Annotated in this window: 22 protein-coding genes; 17 read left to right on the top strand and 5 right to left on the bottom strand. The window is 32.9% G+C overall.

What is annotated here, in order from left to right; genetic code table 11:
• The first annotated feature begins 204 nt into the window (after nucleotides 1-204).
• Genes M666_RS06535 through M666_RS06525 form a run of 3 tightly spaced genes read left to right on the top strand, consistent with a single transcriptional unit; the run spans nucleotide 205 to nucleotide 1,089 of the window.
• Nucleotides 205-534 (top strand): YtxH domain-containing protein, encoded by a 330-nt coding sequence (locus tag M666_RS06535; protein WP_024482077.1) that lies wholly within the window; start codon nucleotides 205-207, stop codon nucleotides 532-534.
• Between the two features lies 1 nt (nucleotide 535).
• A complete protein-coding gene (locus M666_RS06530; RefSeq protein WP_024482078.1) occupies nucleotides 536-886 on the top strand; it encodes a hypothetical protein in 351 nt (116 codons plus the stop codon).
• Nucleotides 883-1,089 carry a DUF6327 family protein gene (locus tag M666_RS06525; RefSeq protein WP_024482079.1) on the top strand — a complete coding sequence of 69 codons (207 nt, stop codon included), beginning with the start codon at nucleotides 883-885 and terminating at the stop codon, nucleotides 1,087-1,089. Before M666_RS06530 ends, M666_RS06525 begins: the two co-directional genes overlap by 4 nt.
• A 59-nt stretch (nucleotides 1,090-1,148) precedes the next feature.
• Here M666_RS06525 and M666_RS06520 read toward each other — a convergent pair whose 3' ends face one another.
• Nucleotides 1,149-2,426, bottom strand: a complete 1,278-nt coding sequence (locus M666_RS06520; protein WP_029447284.1) for a DUF2254 domain-containing protein — start codon at nucleotides 2,424-2,426, stop codon at nucleotides 1,149-1,151.
• 304 nt (nucleotides 2,427-2,730) lie between these two features.
• Between M666_RS06520 and M666_RS06515 the strand changes: the two genes are divergently transcribed.
• The 11 genes from M666_RS06515 (at nucleotide 2,731) to M666_RS06475 (ending at nucleotide 10,492) form a co-directional block, all read left to right on the top strand.
• Nucleotides 2,731-3,618, top strand: a complete 888-nt coding sequence (locus tag M666_RS06515) for a mechanosensitive ion channel family protein (protein WP_024482081.1) — start codon at nucleotides 2,731-2,733, stop codon at nucleotides 3,616-3,618.
• 136 nt (nucleotides 3,619-3,754) lie between these two features.
• Nucleotides 3,755-4,204, top strand: coding sequence for a ferritin-like domain-containing protein (locus M666_RS06510; protein ID WP_029447285.1), 450 nt, complete (start codon nucleotides 3,755-3,757; stop codon nucleotides 4,202-4,204).
• Nucleotides 4,205-4,403: 199 nt separating this feature from the next.
• Nucleotides 4,404-4,565, top strand: coding sequence for a DUF1328 domain-containing protein (locus tag M666_RS20210; RefSeq protein ID WP_024482083.1), 162 nt, complete (start codon nucleotides 4,404-4,406; stop codon nucleotides 4,563-4,565).
• Between the two features lie 35 nt (nucleotides 4,566-4,600).
• Complete coding sequence (locus tag M666_RS06500) at nucleotides 4,601-4,783, top strand: hypothetical protein (protein ID WP_029447286.1); 183 nt, start codon at nucleotides 4,601-4,603, stop codon at nucleotides 4,781-4,783.
• Between the two features lie 89 nt (nucleotides 4,784-4,872).
• A complete protein-coding gene (locus tag M666_RS06495) occupies nucleotides 4,873-5,187 on the top strand; it encodes a hypothetical protein (RefSeq protein ID WP_024482085.1) in 315 nt (104 codons plus the stop codon).
• A gap of 109 nt (nucleotides 5,188-5,296) precedes the next feature.
• The gene (locus M666_RS06490) at nucleotides 5,297-5,860 is read left to right on the top strand and encodes a helix-turn-helix domain-containing protein (RefSeq protein WP_024482086.1); all 564 of its coding nucleotides are present in this window, start codon (nucleotides 5,297-5,299) and stop codon (nucleotides 5,858-5,860) included.
• A gap of 10 nt (nucleotides 5,861-5,870) precedes the next feature.
• Nucleotides 5,871-6,317, top strand: a complete 447-nt coding sequence (locus M666_RS06485) for a response regulator (protein ID WP_029447287.1) — start codon at nucleotides 5,871-5,873, stop codon at nucleotides 6,315-6,317.
• 10 nt (nucleotides 6,318-6,327) lie between these two features.
• Nucleotides 6,328-8,913 (top strand): ATP-binding protein, encoded by a 2,586-nt coding sequence (locus tag M666_RS06480; RefSeq protein ID WP_029447288.1) that lies wholly within the window; start codon nucleotides 6,328-6,330, stop codon nucleotides 8,911-8,913.
• A gap of 231 nt (nucleotides 8,914-9,144) precedes the next feature.
• Complete coding sequence (locus M666_RS20480; protein WP_155854742.1) at nucleotides 9,145-9,294, top strand: hypothetical protein; 150 nt, start codon at nucleotides 9,145-9,147, stop codon at nucleotides 9,292-9,294.
• 1 nt (nucleotide 9,295) lies between these two features.
• A complete protein-coding gene (locus tag M666_RS20355) occupies nucleotides 9,296-9,448 on the top strand; it encodes a lmo0937 family membrane protein (RefSeq protein WP_139150184.1) in 153 nt (50 codons plus the stop codon).
• A 15-nt stretch (nucleotides 9,449-9,463) separates the two neighbouring features.
• Complete coding sequence (locus M666_RS06475; protein WP_029447289.1) at nucleotides 9,464-10,492, top strand: AraC family transcriptional regulator; 1,029 nt, start codon at nucleotides 9,464-9,466, stop codon at nucleotides 10,490-10,492.
• Between the two features lie 374 nt (nucleotides 10,493-10,866).
• On the opposite strand, the gene M666_RS06470 is transcribed toward M666_RS06475, so the two are convergent.
• The gene (locus M666_RS06470) at nucleotides 10,867-11,355 is read right to left on the bottom strand and encodes a Dps family protein (RefSeq protein WP_025616088.1); all 489 of its coding nucleotides are present in this window, start codon (nucleotides 11,353-11,355) and stop codon (nucleotides 10,867-10,869) included.
• Between the two features lie 209 nt (nucleotides 11,356-11,564).
• Between M666_RS06470 and M666_RS06465 the strand changes: the two genes are divergently transcribed.
• Nucleotides 11,565-12,383 (top strand): glucose 1-dehydrogenase, encoded by an 819-nt coding sequence (locus tag M666_RS06465; RefSeq protein ID WP_029447290.1) that lies wholly within the window; start codon nucleotides 11,565-11,567, stop codon nucleotides 12,381-12,383.
• A 65-nt stretch (nucleotides 12,384-12,448) separates the two neighbouring features.
• On the opposite strand, the gene M666_RS06460 is transcribed toward M666_RS06465, so the two are convergent.
• The 3 genes from M666_RS06460 to M666_RS06450 are packed head-to-tail and all read right to left on the bottom strand — an operon-like array spanning nucleotide 12,449 to nucleotide 15,615.
• Nucleotides 12,449-13,576, bottom strand: a complete 1,128-nt coding sequence (locus tag M666_RS06460) for a DUF748 domain-containing protein (protein WP_029447291.1) — start codon at nucleotides 13,574-13,576, stop codon at nucleotides 12,449-12,451.
• A gap of 10 nt (nucleotides 13,577-13,586) precedes the next feature.
• A complete protein-coding gene (locus M666_RS06455; RefSeq protein WP_226989957.1) occupies nucleotides 13,587-14,123 on the bottom strand; it encodes an arsenate reductase family protein in 537 nt (178 codons plus the stop codon).
• Nucleotides 14,080-15,615, bottom strand: a complete 1,536-nt coding sequence (locus M666_RS06450; protein WP_151198038.1) for an AsmA family protein — start codon at nucleotides 15,613-15,615, stop codon at nucleotides 14,080-14,082. The genes M666_RS06455 and M666_RS06450 overlap by 44 nt, the downstream gene beginning before the upstream one ends.
• Before the next feature lie 157 nt (nucleotides 15,616-15,772).
• Between M666_RS06450 and cls the strand changes: the two genes are divergently transcribed.
• Nucleotides 15,773-17,197 (top strand): cardiolipin synthase, encoded by a 1,425-nt coding sequence (gene cls, locus M666_RS06445; RefSeq protein WP_039325275.1) that lies wholly within the window; start codon nucleotides 15,773-15,775, stop codon nucleotides 17,195-17,197.
• A 100-nt stretch (nucleotides 17,198-17,297) separates the two neighbouring features.
• Nucleotides 17,298-17,768 (top strand): hypothetical protein, encoded by a 471-nt coding sequence (locus M666_RS06440; protein ID WP_025616094.1) that lies wholly within the window; start codon nucleotides 17,298-17,300, stop codon nucleotides 17,766-17,768.
• Nucleotides 17,769-17,772: the final 4 nt, after the last annotated feature.

Here is a 17,772-nt window from a genome sequence, read left to right as displayed (position 1 = left end):
ATATTTTTTTAGTTGTTACTACCCACAATATACGCTCAAAATTAAGCGCTACTTGCTGCAATCCATTCTATTCTTAACGCTTTTAAAAACATAGCATTACAGTCAATCAAATACGTAATTAAGACAACTTTAATCATACTTATTACCTAACTTTGATATAGATGATTGAGATACAATTATCATATTAATTTAAAAACATGTAAAATGAATAATAACAGTAATACATTATTAGGAATATTAGCAGGTACCGCAATAGGAGCGACCTTAGGAATTTTATTTGCACCAGATAGAGGCGCAAATACAAGACAAAAAATAGCAGATCAAGCAGCGTCTACTAGAGACACACTTGCGGAAACGGCTTTAGATTTAAGAGATAGAGCAGCACATTCAGTTGCTTCTAAAAGAGAATCTTTAGATACACAAATAGAGCACATTGTTTCTGATGTTAGTCATAAAACAGAAGATGTGATCAATACATTAGAAAGCAAGCTATCTGAGTTAAAAGCAAAGAATAAGAAATTACAGAAATCATAACATGAGCATTTTAAAGTCTTTAGACGATACTACAAACAGCGCAGCCGAAGCAGGGGAAGCATATGTAAAATCTACTAAAAAATACTTTGAATTAAAAGTATTTCAACAGTTGACTACATTGTCTTCATACTTGTTGAAAATTGTTCTTTTTGGAAGCTTATGCGTTTTAGGTCTAATTTTTATAGCTGTTGCAGGAGCCGCCGCTCTTGGAGCCTATTTTGACAGTATGGCTTTAGGGTACTTAATTGTTGGAGGAATCTTCTTTCTATTGGTATTGCTTATCTATTTAGTTAGAAAACGCATTGATAGAATCATTATTCAGAAATTATCTAAAACGTATTTTGACTCATGAGAAATAAAAATTATACTTCATTCGAAGAAATTGAGCTTGACTTGAAGCTTTTGAGCTTAGAACGAAAAATTGCTATTGAGGAGTTAAAAGGTCTAAAGCACAAAGTTCAGGAAGATTTATCACCATTAAATTGGGTGCAAACCGGATTTAAAATGGCTAGTAAGTTTAGTACCTTACTGTTGGTGAAAAAGTTATTTAAATAAAGAGAATTAATTCTCCTCTAAAAGCCACAACAATTAATGTTGTGGCTTTTTTTTTGACATCAGAACAACTTTAATAACACTTCCTTATCCGCTGCGCTATCTATATGCTTAGCCACAGTAGTTTTGATAAGCATGAGTTCTGATACGATACTTTTCTTATTGTCTTCAGAGATATTTGGATTTGTCAAACAGTATTTTAAAGCTTTTATTAATTGATACAACACCGTACAATCTTCTTTTGCATAGAAGCGAATTGGCTGTACCACAATACGCATCAATTCTTCAATGGCTATATTATGCGATACCACAATCCATTTGGTATCTGCTATATTTTCTGAGGTTGCATTGGCAAATGCTACAGCTTGATACAAAAGCTTTCCTAATTTTGTTATGGCTTCAATGGCAGTACCAGGATCATTAATCCCCGGAGACATTGCTTTTACCGCTATTTCCATTAGTTTTATCATACCTCCAACACCTTCGTCTCCAGAATGTCTGTTAGTAGATAAGCTAAAACCGAATAATAAATCATCTACCTGTTGATCGGATAAATTCTTTGAGACCGTAGCTATCACATCTCCTTCCCACAAATGTTGATTTAAATAAGGCAGTACATTTATCTGTAACTCTTCATCTTTATAAGAATCTGATAATAACGAAACATCAAAACTTAAATAATAACCCGTCTCCTTAACCATTAAAGGTTTAAAATCATCGGTCTCTAAAACACTTAATGTTGTTTTTTGGTGCTGTTCATTATACGCCTTTTGTAAAGATTTTGAACTAGAAGTGTAAATACGATCTACAATAGTATTTATTTGAATGGAGGTTGATATATTGTGAATAAAATCAACAAAAAGTACAATACAAACCACACTAAAAACTGCAGCTAGCATCGTAGAAAAACCTATAGCATTAGAGTCTACCCCTTTTGCTCCTAATGTAATTAAAGAGAAAATACAATACAGTAAAGTTCCAATATAAAAGCCCAAAATTAATTGGTGTTTTTTATTAGATATTAAACTAGGCAATACTCTAGGAGAAAAGTTAGAAGAGGCTTGGTTGAGTACCACCATCACCATGGAAAAACTAAACACGGTTAACGATAAAATTCCGGCAACCAATGTATTTAAAATTGCTCTAGAAGTATCATAGTCCGATATGAAGAGATACGGTACCTTCTCTTTAATCTTTATGATGAAATCTAAACTCTCTACACGGTTGGTGATTGCCGCCACAATTAAAAACAATACACTTAATAAAACAGGGTAAAATGCAATACTATAAAGAACCTTATAATACCAAGCTCTTAATTTTTTTATTATAGATTTTATCATCGGTCAAAATTTTAAGTATGCAAAGCTCCTCTTTTCTCTTAACTTTTAAGATACGCAATACATTTATTATTAGCACTATCGTGAAATTTCATAACCGTTAATGATACAATGGATATAGCACATACATACCATATTGCTAAAGTATCTTTGAGTACATTTTATAATGTTGGTTGATGAAGCATGGTTTCAATGATCCTAAAAGTTGAAGCCATGTTTTTCTTTTTCTCCGTTTCACATCAACCAAACTAAACTAAGTAGTTTCAAATAAAATGCACCACTAATTAGTGCATTCAAAGAAAAATATATGAAAATTGAATTAGCAGATGCCTGGAACAAGATGGCCAGTAGATTAGAATCATGGTTAAATAATATCATTATTAATTTACCCAATATCATAATTGCCATAATAGTATTCACCATTGTTATTTTTCTTTCAAAATACATCAGTAGATTAACCTTAAAACTTCTTAGCAAAAGCAGCCTTCAAAAATCAATGAAGAATGTAATTGCAAAATTGATTTCTGTTTTAGTAATTCTTGCCGGTTTATTCTTGGTCTTAGGAATCTTAGATTTAAGTAAAACACTAAATACCATCTTGGCAGGAGCCGGAGTTGCCGGATTAGCAGTTGGTTTAGCCTTACAAGGAGCATTATCAAATACATTTTCCGGAATTGTATTATCCTATATTAAGCAGATAAAATTCGGAGATTGGATAGAGAGCAATGATTTTGAAGGTGAAGTGGTAGATATAGATTTACGCGCCGTAACCATACGACAGCCTGATAATAACTTGGTGTATTTACCTAATAAATTAGTATTAGAAAATCCTATTAAAAACTTCTCATCAACTGCACAGTCTAGAGTTATCTTAACATGCGGCGTTGGTTACTCATCAGATTTAGAATTTGTAAGAGATTTAGTTAAAGAAACCATTAGCTCCAATTTTGATCCTGTAGAAAATAAAGATGATGTTATCTTTTTGTATTCCGAATTTGGAGACAGCTCTATTAATTTTGAAACTAGATTTTGGATAGATTCTACATCAGCTCTAGAGGTAGCAAAAGCAAAGACAGAAGCTATGATTTATATCAAAAAAGCATTTGACGAAAATAATATAAATATCCCATTCCCTATTAGAACTTTAGATTTTCCAGAAAATTTTAAGTTCACTAAGGAGCAAAATGAAGCCTAACATTTTTTTAACGAAACAAATCTTTTAGCGGCAATCTAAACTTCTAATGCATTAATCGCAATGAAGTTATGAAAGTAACTTTGAGATATGCTAAAGGGGTAGCATTACATAACCCCATCACATTAATACAATAACTATGAGTACATATACAGAGGAAGTAGGAAACAAATTAAATGCATTACTAGAGAAAACTTATGATGCAGAAAAAGGATATAAGAAAGCAGCCGAGAACACAGATAATGTGGTTTTAAAATCTTTCTTCACTAGAAAAAGCCAGCAACGCTATGATTTTGGCCATAATTTAAAAACAGAAATCAATAGTTTTGGACAAAACATTGATAAAGGCGGAAGTATAGCTGCAGCTGCACACAGAACCTGGATGGATGTAAAGGCATTTGTATCTTCTAACACTGCAGAGTCTATGTTAGAAGAAGCTATTAGAGGTGAAAAGGCTGCCATTGATGAATATAAAGATGTACTATCGGAAACTAACTTACCATCTAGTACCGTTACCTTGCTTACACAGCAAATGAATCAAATTGAATTAGATCTAGCAAAAGAAAAAGTGATGGAGAACATCAGCTAATTCTTTAAGCATCAAAAATTTACCTAAAAAGGAATACCTTAAAGTATTCCTTTTTTTATGCGCTATATCCTAAAGAATATCAATTGTTTATGGAGCAACAAATTAACCGATTACGTTAATCAAAACTCTAAAACGGTTGCATCTTTGTATCAGAGAGTTGGCAAGGAGCTAACTTCTATTTAACCTAAAAACAAACACTATGTTACGTTGGACAATCACATTTATAATATTAGCAATAATAGCCGCAGTATTCGGCTTCGGAGGAATCGCAGCAGGTGCAGCAAGCATCGCTAAAATTCTATTCTTTATATTCTTAGTACTTTTTATTATCTCCCTATTAACTGGAAGAAAAAAAGTCTAAGCACTAAATACAAGTATTAACTTAAAATTAAAACAATGAAAAAGCCAGTAATACATACCCTATTAATTTTATTTCTTGGAGCTTCTTTTTTAACCGTTTCAAGCTGTAGAGATGAGGAAAAAACTACAGAAGACAAGATTGAACAAGTTGGAGACGATATCGAAGAAGGCGCTGAAGAAGTAGGAGATGAAATTGACGATCATACAGATGACAATTAATAAAGAGCATCTGAAACACTAATTATTTAAAAAGGACAGAACTCAATTTATTGATTTTGTCCTTTTTTTAAACCTTTAAAAACTACACTATGGAATATGCAAAAAGTGAAAAAGAATACATAAAGGAATATCAACAAAAAGGATATACACACAATTTTAGAGCCCAGGATAATGTTTTAATAGACTTAGAAACTAAAACAAACTACGCTCCAGAAAGTATTTTCATCAAGAAAGAGTTTCGTTTTGAAGGGATGAGTAATCCGTCAGACATGTCTATCTTATACATCATTGAAACAAATGATGGCGCTAAAGGTACCGTCTTGGCTAATTATAGTCCGTCTAGTGATACGGTCATGGCAGAATTTTTCAAAGAAATTCCTAAATCCAATTTTGAGCATAACTAATTAGCAAACTCATTTTTAGTGGTTAAATAAAACTTAAACAAAGAAAGGGTACATTCAAAAATATACGATATTTGTAAAACTCACCTTTGGCCTTAGTAAAGTTGCTTTTATGACAATAAATGTAAAGTTTGAATATAACACCTTATGCAGAAAAGTGCTCTGTGAGCAATTAGACGCTATGGGGTTCACCTATACTTTACTAGGTACTGGAGAAATAGATTTTAAGCAAACTCCTAGTAGTGCTCAAATGTTAGTTCTATCAGAAAAACTTTCAGCATACGGTATAGAAATCATCAGCAACCAACAAACAGCATTAGTACAGCGCATAAAAGATGCTGTTACTCTTGTTGTCAATGGCGATGAAGAAGCTCAAAAATATAATGTATCTACTTATTTGTCAGAAAAGCTAGACTATTCCTATGCCTATCTTTCAAATCTATTTTCTGAAATAACTCATACTTCCATTGAGAATTTTGTTATTTTAAAAAAGATTGATGTAGCCAAAACTTTAATTATTGAGAATAATCTAACCCTTACTGAAATTGCGTATAAGTTAAATTACAGTAGTGTTGCTCATTTATCAACACAGTTTAAAAAAACAACCGGACTAACTCCTTCTTCTTTTCAAAAAATTATCAAAAAGAGAAAAGAAAAGGCAATAGATAGAGACTAATAAATTATCCATGGCATTCCAAACACTGAACATTGCATTAGCAGATGACGATGAAGACGATAGACTTTTGTTTAAAGATGCTATCGAAGAAATAAAAATAAAGACAAAATTATCATTATTTACCAATGGTAAAGAACTTATGGATTACCTAGTGTTGCCCAATGTAATACTACCAGAAGTTATTTTTTTGGATTTAAATATGCCTATTAAAAATGGGATGCAATGCCTAAAGGAGATTAGAGAAAATCCTAAACTCAGTGACTTATCAGTTGCTATATACTCCACATCCTCTTCGGAGAGAGATATAGAAGACACCTTTATTAATGGTGCTAATGTCTATATCAATAAGCCTAATAGCTTTGGAGAATTAAAAACTGTGATTGAAAAAGTTTTGCAGCTTAATTGGCAATACCAAACATCTGCCTTAAATAGAGAGAATTTTTTATTAAGAATTTAAGAACAACATCGTGGCTAAAAAGCTAATATTATCCCCAAAACTCTATGTAGTATTACTAATTATTGCAGCGGCTTTACTCACCTTTATTGGTAGTATAAGCTACAAACAAATATCGGAGTTTAAACAAGCTGCCAATTCTGTAACACATACCCTCGAAGTAGAGACTGAAATAAATAACCTTTTCGCTATTTATTCACAAATGGAATCTGCACAGTTGACTAATTTACTGCGGAAAGATACTTTGGTTACTTCTATTTCTTTTCAAAAGTATATTGATGAATCTAATGCTACCTTTAAAAGGTTAAATGAATTAGTCCTAGACAATCCTATACAGGAGACACACTTGACGCGTATAGGAGAATTACAAAATAACTTGGTAACCGCATTGAAAGCAATTGCCGTTTCCCCTAAAGTAAGACTTAAGTATTCCGTAAATGAGCGCAACAAGCTAGACGAAGTTTCTCACATTATGGCAGAGCTTAATCAACGTAAAAATTTTATGTTGATTAAAGAAGAAAAGCTTTTAAAAGAACGTAAAGAAGAGTTTAATTCCTACGCTTTCCTATCTCCTTTCATGATTTTGGTTCTTGGAGCATTTGCCATGTTTGTATTTGTTTTATCTTTTATAAAAATAAATAACGAGCGTAAAAGTAGATCTAGAGCAGAAGCATTTCTTTCTAGCGTCATGGCCAAAACAGAAAATATAGTAAACTTTTATGAACCTATTTTTAATGATAATGGGGAAGTAACTGATTTTAAATTAGTCTATGCCAATGAACGTAATAAAACTGATTTTGGTTTAGATCCTGAAGTTATTGTTGGCCAACCGATTTCAAAAATATTTCCATTTACTGTTCTGAATGGGGAATATGACGTATTAGCGCAATCTTTTATAGACAAAAAAGAGGGTAATCTAAGTCGGCAAGTACTTTTAAATGGGAAAAAAATATGGTTAGATTCTTTAATCAGGCCTTTGAATGATGGTTTGTTGGTTATTGCTAAGAACACCACTCATGAAAAAGAGTCTGTTGCAAAACTTAACACCTTAAATTTAGAACTGCAGGAGCAATATGAAGAGATAAAAGAAACTGATGAGTTCTTACAAAATGTAATTAGAAGTACCAATAATGTTATTAGTTACTTTGAACCAATACTAGATAAGGAAGGTACTATTATAGATTTCTCTATCCTATACACCAATGAAGAAATTAAAAATACAACGGGTCAATCTCCCGATGAATTAGTACAAAAGAAGATCTCGGAAGCCTACCCATTTCTAATGGAAAATGGGGTTTTTGAATTCTTTGTAGAGGCGATTTTAACTGGTAAACCTGTGGAATTTGAAAGAGATTACATCTTTAATGGCGTTCATATGTGGTTTGACACCTATGCCATTAAAACTGGTGATGGGGTATGTGTTACGTCTAAGAACATTTCGAAACAGAAGCAAGATGAGCAGAAAATTTTAGAGGTGAACGACCAGCTGAAAATACAAAATGCTATTCTAAGAGATGCTAAAACATTGGCAAAAATAGGGAGCTACCGCTGGGATGTTTTAAGTGATGATGAAGATAATTCTGAAATATCAGATAACCTATACAGTCTCTTAGACTGCGAGCCTCAAGAATTTTTACCGACGCATGAAAATTATAAGAAATTTATACATCCAGAAGACCTTGCGGGGTACAAGAAAAATCTTAAGGAGGCTATTGATAAAAAGAAATCTGTAGATTTTTCTTATCGCATTATTAATAAGTCAAGAAAAATAAAACACTTTAGAACTACAGGTCACTTCCAAGACAATGCCTTAATTGGGGTAATACAAGATATTTCTACTCAAATAAAAGATGCACTCAAATTAAAAGAGAAAAATCAGGAGCTCAAAAGATCTAATGAAGAGTTAGAATCCTTTAACCGCGTTGCCAGCCATGACTTACAAGAGCCTATACGGAAAATTCAAATGTTTATCTCTAGAATAGAAGATAGTGATTATGAGAATTTGTCAGAGAAAGGGAAAGAGTTTTTTACCAAGATTAGTTCCTCTTCTGAACGTATGAGAATGCTTATCAAATACCTATTGTCTTATTCTCGGATCAATAAAACAAAAAGTGAGTTTACTTCTGTTAGTCTAGTAGAGATCATAGATAAAGTACAGGAAGATTTAGAAGCACGTATAAAGGAGTCGGGCGTAGAAATTATCGTAGATAACCTACCTACCCTTAATGCGGTTCCCTTTCAGATGGAACAACTATTTAATAATATTATTTCTAACGCTATTAAATACGGTGGCAAAGAAGACCCTAGGATCATCATTGATTGTAAAAAATTAAAACGGAATGAGATTCCAAACAATTTTATAAAAAAACACAAATCCTATTACCGCATATCTATTATAGATAATGGTATTGGTTTTGAACAAGAACATGCTGATAAGATTTTTGAACTTTTTCAGCGTCTTCATCAAAAAACAGAATATTCTGGCACCGGTATCGGTTTAGCCATCTGTAAAAAGATTGCTCAAAACCATGGCGGACATATATTAGCCGAAAGCGCACTAGGAAAAGGATCTACTTTTTGCGTTTTTTTACCTGCCTAAAGTGCTGAGAGAAATAACAATCCTATAATGATGTAAATCGTACATTATTTCAAAAACCCCTGTTTATAGCTATAAACAGGGGTTTTTCTATTTAGATAATAGCGCTTTCCAATAATTATATAACACTATCAAATAATTGTGTAACAAACAAGGCTCCCTGTTTGCCGAAATTTGTCATGTACAAAACAACCATGTACCACAATTGTTAACTCAATCAGAAAAACAACTACTATGAATCAGAATAACTATAAATATCAGACAAATTCCAGAGTTGGAAATATAAGAAGTGCCATAGGAACTACTATTGAATCTTTAAACGACTACATCTCTAACAACATTGGAAATAGTGTTGTAGACAAGAATATAGAACAAACAGATTAGCATGCTCAGATACTTTAAAATTCTAGCAGCAATATTATTAGCGCTGTGGGCCATAGGGTTTTTCTTTTTTGATTTCGGCCTATTAATTCATCTAGTATTAATAATGGCAGCAGTGCTTCTTATTATTAGTGTTTTAAAAGAGAACAATTATTAACGTAAAAACAGCATTATGAAAACGATACAACTAAAAACAAATACAATATCTCAAATGTTTAATGACCTACAGAATGAATTAGGTGGGAAATTAAATAAAACAAGTCAAGAATTTAAATTAGAATTGAATAGTGATTTAGCTATCGGTTCTATCTCAGGGATCACTTTTAAGAACGATATTACATTTATGAAATATGATGTTACTTTTAAGCAAGATACCATCATAAAAAGCACAACAAGCGCTACTAACCCAATTAACTTTATGTATTGTTCTAACGGACAATTATCATACGGGTTTAGTGAAACTTCTGTAAAAAAATCATTAAATCAGTTTCAAACAGGTATATTCTCAAGCGACCCAAATAGAGATTCTATTTTATTCTTCAGAAAAGACCAAGCTGTGAAATTTACCAACATAAAAGTTGATGCATTACAGGTGTCTGATGATGAAAGTATTGATTTATTAAAAAATCAGTTGATAAAAAACTTCATGCCTAAAAATGGTGAAGAAATGTATACGTATGTTGGTTCTTACAACTTAAAAATTGCTGAGAAAATTCAACAAATAGATGCAATTAGCCAAAAAGGTATTGTACGTAACTTATTAATAAATGGTACCGTACACGTAATTTTAGCTTTAGAAATTCAACAACATAAAGAAGATTTAAAGAATCTTAAAAACAACTTCGGTTCATTAACCAGAAGTGAAATGGAAGATATTAAAGAAATCTCAAGTTTTATTAAAAACTACCCAGAGATTCAATATAGCTTAAAATACTTGAGTAAAAAGTCTGGTTTATCTCCTTCAAAATTACAAGAAGGTTTTAAATTATTACATGATAGAACGGTGACTGATTTTATTAGAAACGTACGTGTAGAAACTGCTGAAAACTTAATTAAAACTACAGATCTAAATATTTCGGAGATTGTTTATACCGTAGGATTAACTAGCAGAAGTTACTTCTCTAAAATTTTCAAAGAAAAGTATGACTGTAGTCCAAAATACTACCAAGACAATCAACATAGATTAGGTGTTACTGCATAATCTAACACACATAGAATAGTAAAAGCCAGCTTATATAGCTGGCTTTTTTTATACGTTACATTTAATTCACGATCCTCGGCAGAAAAACTCCAGGTATTAAAATCACATAAACATGCTGATTGTAGTTAAATTCAATGAACGTCTATCTGTAATGCCCATAACTAAAGCTTATCAGCCCAGTAAGAGGCTATGAGAAATTCAATAATTTACAAGCGTACTATTCTTTACAGTACATTAATTCTAATTTGGAATCATATAACTGAAACCACCTTTTATGCTAAGGACGACCTTGGTAGGCTGTATTAAAAATTCAAAGCATAAAAAAAGCGTTAAGACTATCGTCTTAACGCTTTTTACTATTTTTTTTTAAGCTCTTAGAACTTCTTCACTGACGCTCTTAACATCCAAGCCATTTCCTCATGTTGTTGCATGATTCCTGTAATAAAATCTGCGGTACCTTCATCATTATGCTCTTCTGCATTTTCACCAATACTTTTTCTAATAAAAGTGATTACCTTTTGATGATCCTCTAATAATATTTCCATAAAACTAATACTATCATTTTGTTCTGGGCCGTTTTCGTCTAATTGAGACAACTCTATAAAACGTTTCATAGATCCTGGAGAATAAAATCCTAGCATACGGATACGTTCCGCTACGGCATCTAGAATAGTTTCTAATTTACCATATTCTTCTTCAAAATACACATGCTTGGTATGAAAGTCATGTCCTTCAACATTCCAGTGTGCATTTCTATATTTTGTATACATCAAATATTCATCTGCCAATAGTTGCTCTAACATTTCAACTACTGCTTTTCTATTTGATTTTTTAATTCCGATTTCTGCTGTTTCTGATTTCATTATATATATGTTTTAATTATTATCTACCACTAAATTAAGGGTTTACCCCTACTTTCATTAATGGTAATCAATGAATAATTAATCCAAAAGCGGCCCCGTATCCACCTGTTGCTAGAATTGCTTCAAAAGCTAAAATAATTGGCTCAAAAAAAACATAAACCCCTGATAATCTGCTTTTAATTGTAATTTGAGGTATAAAAAATTAAAACATGCAAAAACCTAATAATAGACTTGAAAATCAAACCTGTATTGTATCCGGATCTAGCTCTGGAATTGGTGCCGCTATAGCCAAATCAATTGCAATGGAAGGTGCCAATATGGTAGTCAACTATCACAGTAGCAAAGAAGAAGCCGAAGAGGTGGCTCATTGGATTGAGGAAAACTCTAATTGCGGAGACGCCATCGTTGTTCAATGCGATGTAGGAAAGGAAGCTGATGTAAAAAACTTATTCAAGCAAGCCATCTCAAAATTTGGTACGGTAGATATATGCGTAGCTAATTCAGGAATACAACAAGATTATGCTCTGCATGAAATGCCTTTAAGTGCTTGGCAACAAGTTATAGATACCAATTTAACTGGACAATTTTTATGTGCTAAAGAAGCGCTTAATGAATTTATGAGACGTGGTATGCGCCCAGAAGTTTCCAATTCTCTTGGTAAAATCATCCATATAAGTTCTGTACATGAAATTATTCCATGGGCAGGCCATGCCAATTACGCCACCACCAAAGGAGGTTTAAAAATGTTGATGGAAAGTATCTGTCAAGAATATGCTCCTAAAAAAGTACGTTGTAATTCTATTGCGCCAGGAGCTATAAAAACAGACATTAACAAAGAAGTATGGGAAACTAAAGAAGGCTTAGAGAACATCTTAAAACTTATCCCCTATGACCGCATGGGGTTGCCAGAAGATATCGGAAGCGTAGCCAGCTGGTTGGCATCAGATGAATCTGAATACGTAAATGGCACTACAATTTTTGTGGATGGCGGAATGACCTGTTACCCTGGTTTTTCTTCTAATGGATAATCAAAAAAAAGGGAGAATTACAAGTGTAATTTCTCCCTTTTCCAAACAGCTAACAATTATATTTTTTAATTTTTATCTTTCTTATTTTCTTTCTTAGAGCTCTTATCGGCCTCTTGCTCTGCATCCTCAAAAGTAATCTCATCATCTACAGTACCTTTAAACGCTTTAATCCAACCATTTTTTATAATATTGGTGAATGTGGGCCACACTTTAGACTTGACACTATTCAAATCGCCCTCCATAGGCACCTTTGTTGCTAAAGTATTATTTCCTTTATTCTTTAACACAAACTTGAAGAAGCCTACAAAGCCCTCCCAAAGAGTGTCAAAAAAATTATCTTGTTCTTTACTAATTAGCTTTGAATCCTTTAATAATGGTTTTACATACCCTTTCAAGTAACCATCTGCAATAGCTATTTCACTAAAAATATTGAAATTCCCAGAAGCAAAGTCTATACCTGCATAATGGTTCGTAAAATCATTTAATGCCGTAATAGAAGCATCTTCTAATGAAAAACCAATATCCACATCTGGAATAGGCTTTACTAAATTCATCTTTCCATTAAGGGTAAATTTTCCGTCACCTATAGAGACTGCTGTGGCATGCAAATCTGAGGGTAGCGTTCTGTCTTCTTGTACAATATTTCTTAGATTGGTAGCTTGGAGATTTACCTTATTCATATGCAGATCTATTGTTGGTTCTGCAGTAACCTCAACAAAGGCTACTTTTCCTTCTACAATCTCTAAATTATTAATATCAATAGGCACTAAGTCTGTCAAAGCCTTTGTCCAATCATCAATATCTGGATCTTCTGCAACCCCTTCTTTTTGATCTTCAAAAACATAAATAACTTCAGGATGTACCATAGTAATTTCACTCACCACCTTACCTTTTAAAAGCGATTTCCATTCTATAGAGATATCTGTCTTTTCAAAATTTAAAAAAGGCACTTCCGAACCTGCATTTACTTTATTTAAATATAGATCGTGAATTACATAGGCTCCTCGAATCAACGAAATATCTATTCCCTCTACATGGCCATAATATCCAGGAATATCTGCAAGGACATTGTTTACATATTTCTTAACGAAAACTGGCAAAAGTAGCCTAGCGATAATCACAACAGCGATTATAACTATAGGCACCACATACCTTTTCTTTTTATATACTTTTCTATGTTTTTTCTGATTCAAAATAAGTTGTTTACTTTTTTTCTATACCAGCGCTATTTGCTTCAAGATACTTTTTAAAATCAGCACCAGAGGTTAGTTGGTAATAGTTCTCACCAAATACTAAAACAGGAAATTGTACTAATTTTGGATTCTTATCTAAAATTTTTATCCAGTCATGAGCTTCCATGTCAATAGCTTTATCGCCATATAACTCTACAAAATCTGGGTGTTCTGTATCTATGAGTTGCTTTACAGGAATTTCTAGTTTCTCGGCCAGCTCTGCCCACTGTGTACCGGTAATATTTGTTTTAGAAATATCTATTCCTAGAACTTCTTTATCAGAAGCCTGTACATAGCCATAACATTGTTTCCCTATGCTATTTTCTGAATTGTAAAACAGCGTAATCTTATTTTTATTTGTTGAAATGACTCCCATATCTTCCATGTCTAGTATTTTGAATAAAGGTAGCTTAGAACCCTTATGGGTAGTATCTTGTTCCGTTTTATTATTAATCCGATTACATCTATTCTTTTTTACCGTTCCCCACCATGGTATGCAAGATTCCATCCTTTACATTAATCCATAAATAATTGAAGAATGATTTTGTAGGATCTCTTTCCACTTTTATTTGCCCATGTCTAAATCCGTATTGATCCGTATTAGAGCCATCATTTGTAAAGAGGTTTACCACTGTGGTCAAAAATTTATTCACCCCTAGACGGTCTTTTTTCAAGACAACAAAACTAAAATCGGAGTAATTCATTTTTATATCTCCAGAAGATACATATTCATCTCCGCTAATGGTAAAATATAAAGCATCAATGGTGCCCTTTGCCTCTGCTCTTAAGTTAGGTCTTAAAAAAGCATCTAATTCTTCGGTGTTGAAATTAGAAATAACCCCAGAAGCTTTAAACAGATGCTTACCGTTTTCTTCATAGAAAGACCAATTTAATTCAATAGGGGCTGCCCCCATAATTTTGGCCTTATTTTTAATAGTAAGTGGTTTTGAACCCACACTCGAGATGTTCTTCATTACAGAAGTCACCTCTGTAAAAATTAATTCTCCTGGTTTTGTAGTTGGCGCTACTAACTCTGAGTAAGAGACGCTCCCGTTCTCTATCATTAAGCAAGGAATAGTTAAACCAAACGGTAAGTTCCTGATTGTTTTTCCAAACATATCTGTTAGGGTATAATCATCGGGCATTAATTTATTTCTAAACATTTCTAAAGCCAATCCTTTTAATACAACAGAAGGTATATTTACATTAAGTGAATCTTGTTCCATCTTAAAATCGAACTTAGAGAGAGTCACCTCGGGTATTTTCAGGCAAATCCAATCGCGCTCTTTCGAAATATGCTTTTGCAACGCCACTTTAGTATACTTCGTCTTTAATTCTACCCCATTAAGCACTACTGCACCATCAGATTTAAGAGTATCTATATGCAAATTTTCATACGGCCCCAAAACTGTTTTAATAGAAGTTGCTGTTAAAGTATAAGAGGAATATGTAAAAGGAATTTTGTCCTGTAAGGTATTGGAAGACAACTTAATATCGCTCACCTCCATAGCAATAGCTTCTGCAGAAAATAACAAACTATCTGTTTGTCTATCTACAAGTCTCAAGTCTGCGTCCAATAATTGAAAATTCTGAACGGCTATTTTTTCTTTAAAATTTGATGCCGTAGATTTTTCTGTACCAGTGCTATCTCTCGTTTGGAATGCCGCAGTTACACCATCTATTATTATATGATCAACGGAAATAGTACCATGCCTAAAATATTCCAAATACCCAAAACCGTCTAAGCTTAGCCTACCAATTTTTGCAGTCTCCAACAAAGATTGATGCGCTAAAGTTATGTTTTCTAAACTAAGGTGACTAGAAAGTATATTCAAACTCAATTCGTCATACTCCACATTCAAAGTAGACTCAAGTTCATCCTGAAATACTTGTGCTATCTTGTTCTTAACATAGAAATGTACCGCACTATACACTAGAATAAGTAGCGCAATGGTTCCGAGTGTCCAGAAAATATGTTTTTTACTTACGATTGGTCTCAAGGGAAAATATGGTTTTATTTTAGGCTGTAAACTTCCTTAATTTATGTAGTAAACCACACCCCTATCCGTTTTATAATTAACTGTAATAACAGCAATAGCAGCAAATGTCCTTAAAAATTGAGTACTTTGATTTAGAATTTAAAATTCCAACCACTATATGATTAGAACAATACTTTTAATTGGTTACCTGATATTAACCCTCTGGGCATTTGGAAGCATTGTTCTGCATGGTTCTAGGCCTACAAAATCATTAAGTTGGTTATTAACAATTATAGCGATTCCTTTTGGAGGACCCATACTTTACTATCTTTTTGGTGTCAACAGGAGAAAATTCCGTTTTTTTAGACTAAGACAAACAGAAAGAAGGCGTTTGTATGATGAAAACTATCAAAGTCTGTCTACAACAGAAGATGACATACATGTTCATGAAAATAAATATAAAAAACTATCTAATTTAAATAAGGAGAATACCTTTTTCCCTTCCTATAAGGGGAACAATGTTACGGTGCTAAATGACGGAGAAGAGACTTTTGAGGCTATTTTTAAAGCGATAAAAAATGCAAAATCTTTTGTACACCTTCAGTATTATATTTTTGAAGAAGGCGAATTAACAGAGCGTTTTTATGAATTGTTTAAGGCAAAAATAAAAGAAGGGGTAGAAATACGTTTAATTTATGATTCTGTGGGAAGTTTTTCTTTTAGAGGTAAAACTATAAAACGCTTTAAAGATATTGGGGTCCAAGCTTACCCTATGATGCCCTTACGTTTTGGTAGCTTGCTTTTTACCTTAAATTATAGAAACCATAGAAAAATTCTAATTATCGATGGTTGTTTAGGATTTACAGGCGGTGTAAATGTATCTGATAAGTACATAAAAAAGAGTTCGCCACTTGGTATCTGGAAAGATTTACATGTGCGACTAGAAGGTCCGGTGGTCAATAGCTTACACCGTATTTTTATCAAAGATTATCATTTTGCCAGTAGTAAAGAGATGCTTATAAATGAGAAATACTTACCTAATCTTAAACCTATTGGGAATAGCACTGTACAGATTGTCGCTAGTGGTCCAGATTCTAAACAACCTGCTGTAATGCAGCAATATATTTCTATGATCAATAGCGCTACATCATCAATCTATATTGCCAATCCTTATTTTATTCCTGGTACCACGGTATTACAAGCTATCAAAATTGCTGCCCTAAGTGGAATTGAAGTAAGTCTCTTAATTCCGAATAAATCAGATTCGCTAATGGCAAAATATTCTATGTTTTCTAGGTTTGAAGAGCTTCTTGCTATTGGTGTAAATATATATTTACGAGAAGACTTCTCTCATAGTAAAGTTATATTGATTGATAATGAAGTTGCCTCTATAGGATCTGGGAATTTTGACTATCGCAGCTTCGAACATAATTTTGAAGCCAATGCCGTTATTTATGATAAAAAGATTACCGAGGCTATTTGTAAAGAATTTACAGAATATTGTGAAATTAATAAAAGCTTAGATTACAAAACGTTTAAAAACCGTCCATTTTATCAGCGTTTTATAGAAGGAATCGCTAAATTTTTCAGTCCGCTACTCTAAATGTAAAAAATGCATAAGAGTTAATATATTCGTTGAACTGAGCAATAGCCTATGCAAGTTTGCTATATATTTGTCTCGAATAATTTTTAAACAAACAACAATGAAAAAAATATTAGGTGTATTTGCAATCATTCTACTTGCCAGCATTTCTGCACAGGCACAAAGTATCTCTAAAAATGCTTTAGGTCTTAGATTAGGAGACAATGACGGATTTGGCGGTGAGATATCATACCAAAGATATTTGAAGGAAAACAACCGTTTAGAGTTTGATTTAGGATGGAGAGATTCTAACAATGTAGACGCGTTTAAACTAGTTGGTTTATACCAATGGGTAATGCCTATTGAAGGAAACTTTAATTGGTTTGTAGGTGCTGGTGCAGGTATTGGATCTTTTGATGCTGGCGAAAACGATGGTACTTTTGCTTTAATTGCAGGTGATATAGGTATCGAGTATAATTTTGATTTCCCTTTGATACTATCCTTAGATATGCGTCCTGAACTAGGATTCAATGACAATTATTCTGATGATTTAGATTTAGATATCGCCTTGGGGATCAGATATCAATTTTAAATAC

The organism is Cellulophaga baltica 18, from assembly GCF_000468615.2.
In the GTDB taxonomy this organism is placed as follows: Bacteria; Bacteroidota; Bacteroidia; order Flavobacteriales; family Flavobacteriaceae; genus Cellulophaga; species Cellulophaga baltica.
This window is presented reverse-complemented; position numbering and strand designations above follow the sequence as displayed.

Bases quoted from the DNA above. Each gene is read 5' to 3' on its own strand.
- M666_RS06535 (WP_024482077.1), top strand. From the start codon at position 205: ATGAATAATAACAGTAATACATTATTAGGAATATTAGCAGGTACCGCA.
- M666_RS06530 (WP_024482078.1), top strand. From the start codon at position 536: ATGAGCATTTTAAAGTCTTTAGACGATACTACAAACAGCGCAGCCGAA.
- M666_RS06525 (WP_024482079.1), top strand. From the start codon at position 883: ATGAGAAATAAAAATTATACTTCATTCGAAGAAATTGAGCTTGACTTG.
- M666_RS06520 (WP_029447284.1), bottom strand. From the start codon at position 2,426: ATGATAAAATCTATAATAAAAAAATTAAGAGCTTGGTATTATAAGGTT.
- M666_RS06515 (WP_024482081.1), top strand. From the start codon at position 2,731: ATGAAAATTGAATTAGCAGATGCCTGGAACAAGATGGCCAGTAGATTA.
- M666_RS06510 (WP_029447285.1), top strand. From the start codon at position 3,755: ATGAGTACATATACAGAGGAAGTAGGAAACAAATTAAATGCATTACTA.
- M666_RS20210 (WP_024482083.1), top strand. From the start codon at position 4,404: ATGTTACGTTGGACAATCACATTTATAATATTAGCAATAATAGCCGCA.
- M666_RS06500 (WP_029447286.1), top strand. From the start codon at position 4,601: ATGAAAAAGCCAGTAATACATACCCTATTAATTTTATTTCTTGGAGCT.
- M666_RS06495 (WP_024482085.1), top strand. From the start codon at position 4,873: ATGGAATATGCAAAAAGTGAAAAAGAATACATAAAGGAATATCAACAA.
- M666_RS06490 (WP_024482086.1), top strand. From the start codon at position 5,297: ATGACAATAAATGTAAAGTTTGAATATAACACCTTATGCAGAAAAGTG.
- M666_RS06485 (WP_029447287.1), top strand. From the start codon at position 5,871: ATGGCATTCCAAACACTGAACATTGCATTAGCAGATGACGATGAAGAC.
- M666_RS20480 (WP_155854742.1), top strand. From the start codon at position 9,145: ATGAATCAGAATAACTATAAATATCAGACAAATTCCAGAGTTGGAAAT.
- M666_RS20355 (WP_139150184.1), top strand. From the start codon at position 9,296: ATGCTCAGATACTTTAAAATTCTAGCAGCAATATTATTAGCGCTGTGG.
- M666_RS06475 (WP_029447289.1), top strand. From the start codon at position 9,464: ATGAAAACGATACAACTAAAAACAAATACAATATCTCAAATGTTTAAT.
- M666_RS06470 (WP_025616088.1), bottom strand. From the start codon at position 11,355: ATGAAATCAGAAACAGCAGAAATCGGAATTAAAAAATCAAATAGAAAA.
- M666_RS06465 (WP_029447290.1), top strand. From the start codon at position 11,565: ATGCAAAAACCTAATAATAGACTTGAAAATCAAACCTGTATTGTATCC.
- M666_RS06455 (WP_226989957.1), bottom strand. From the start codon at position 14,123: ATGGAATCTTGCATACCATGGTGGGGAACGGTAAAAAAGAATAGATGT.
- cls (WP_039325275.1), top strand. From the start codon at position 15,773: ATGATTAGAACAATACTTTTAATTGGTTACCTGATATTAACCCTCTGG.
- M666_RS06440 (WP_025616094.1), top strand. From the start codon at position 17,298: ATGAAAAAAATATTAGGTGTATTTGCAATCATTCTACTTGCCAGCATT.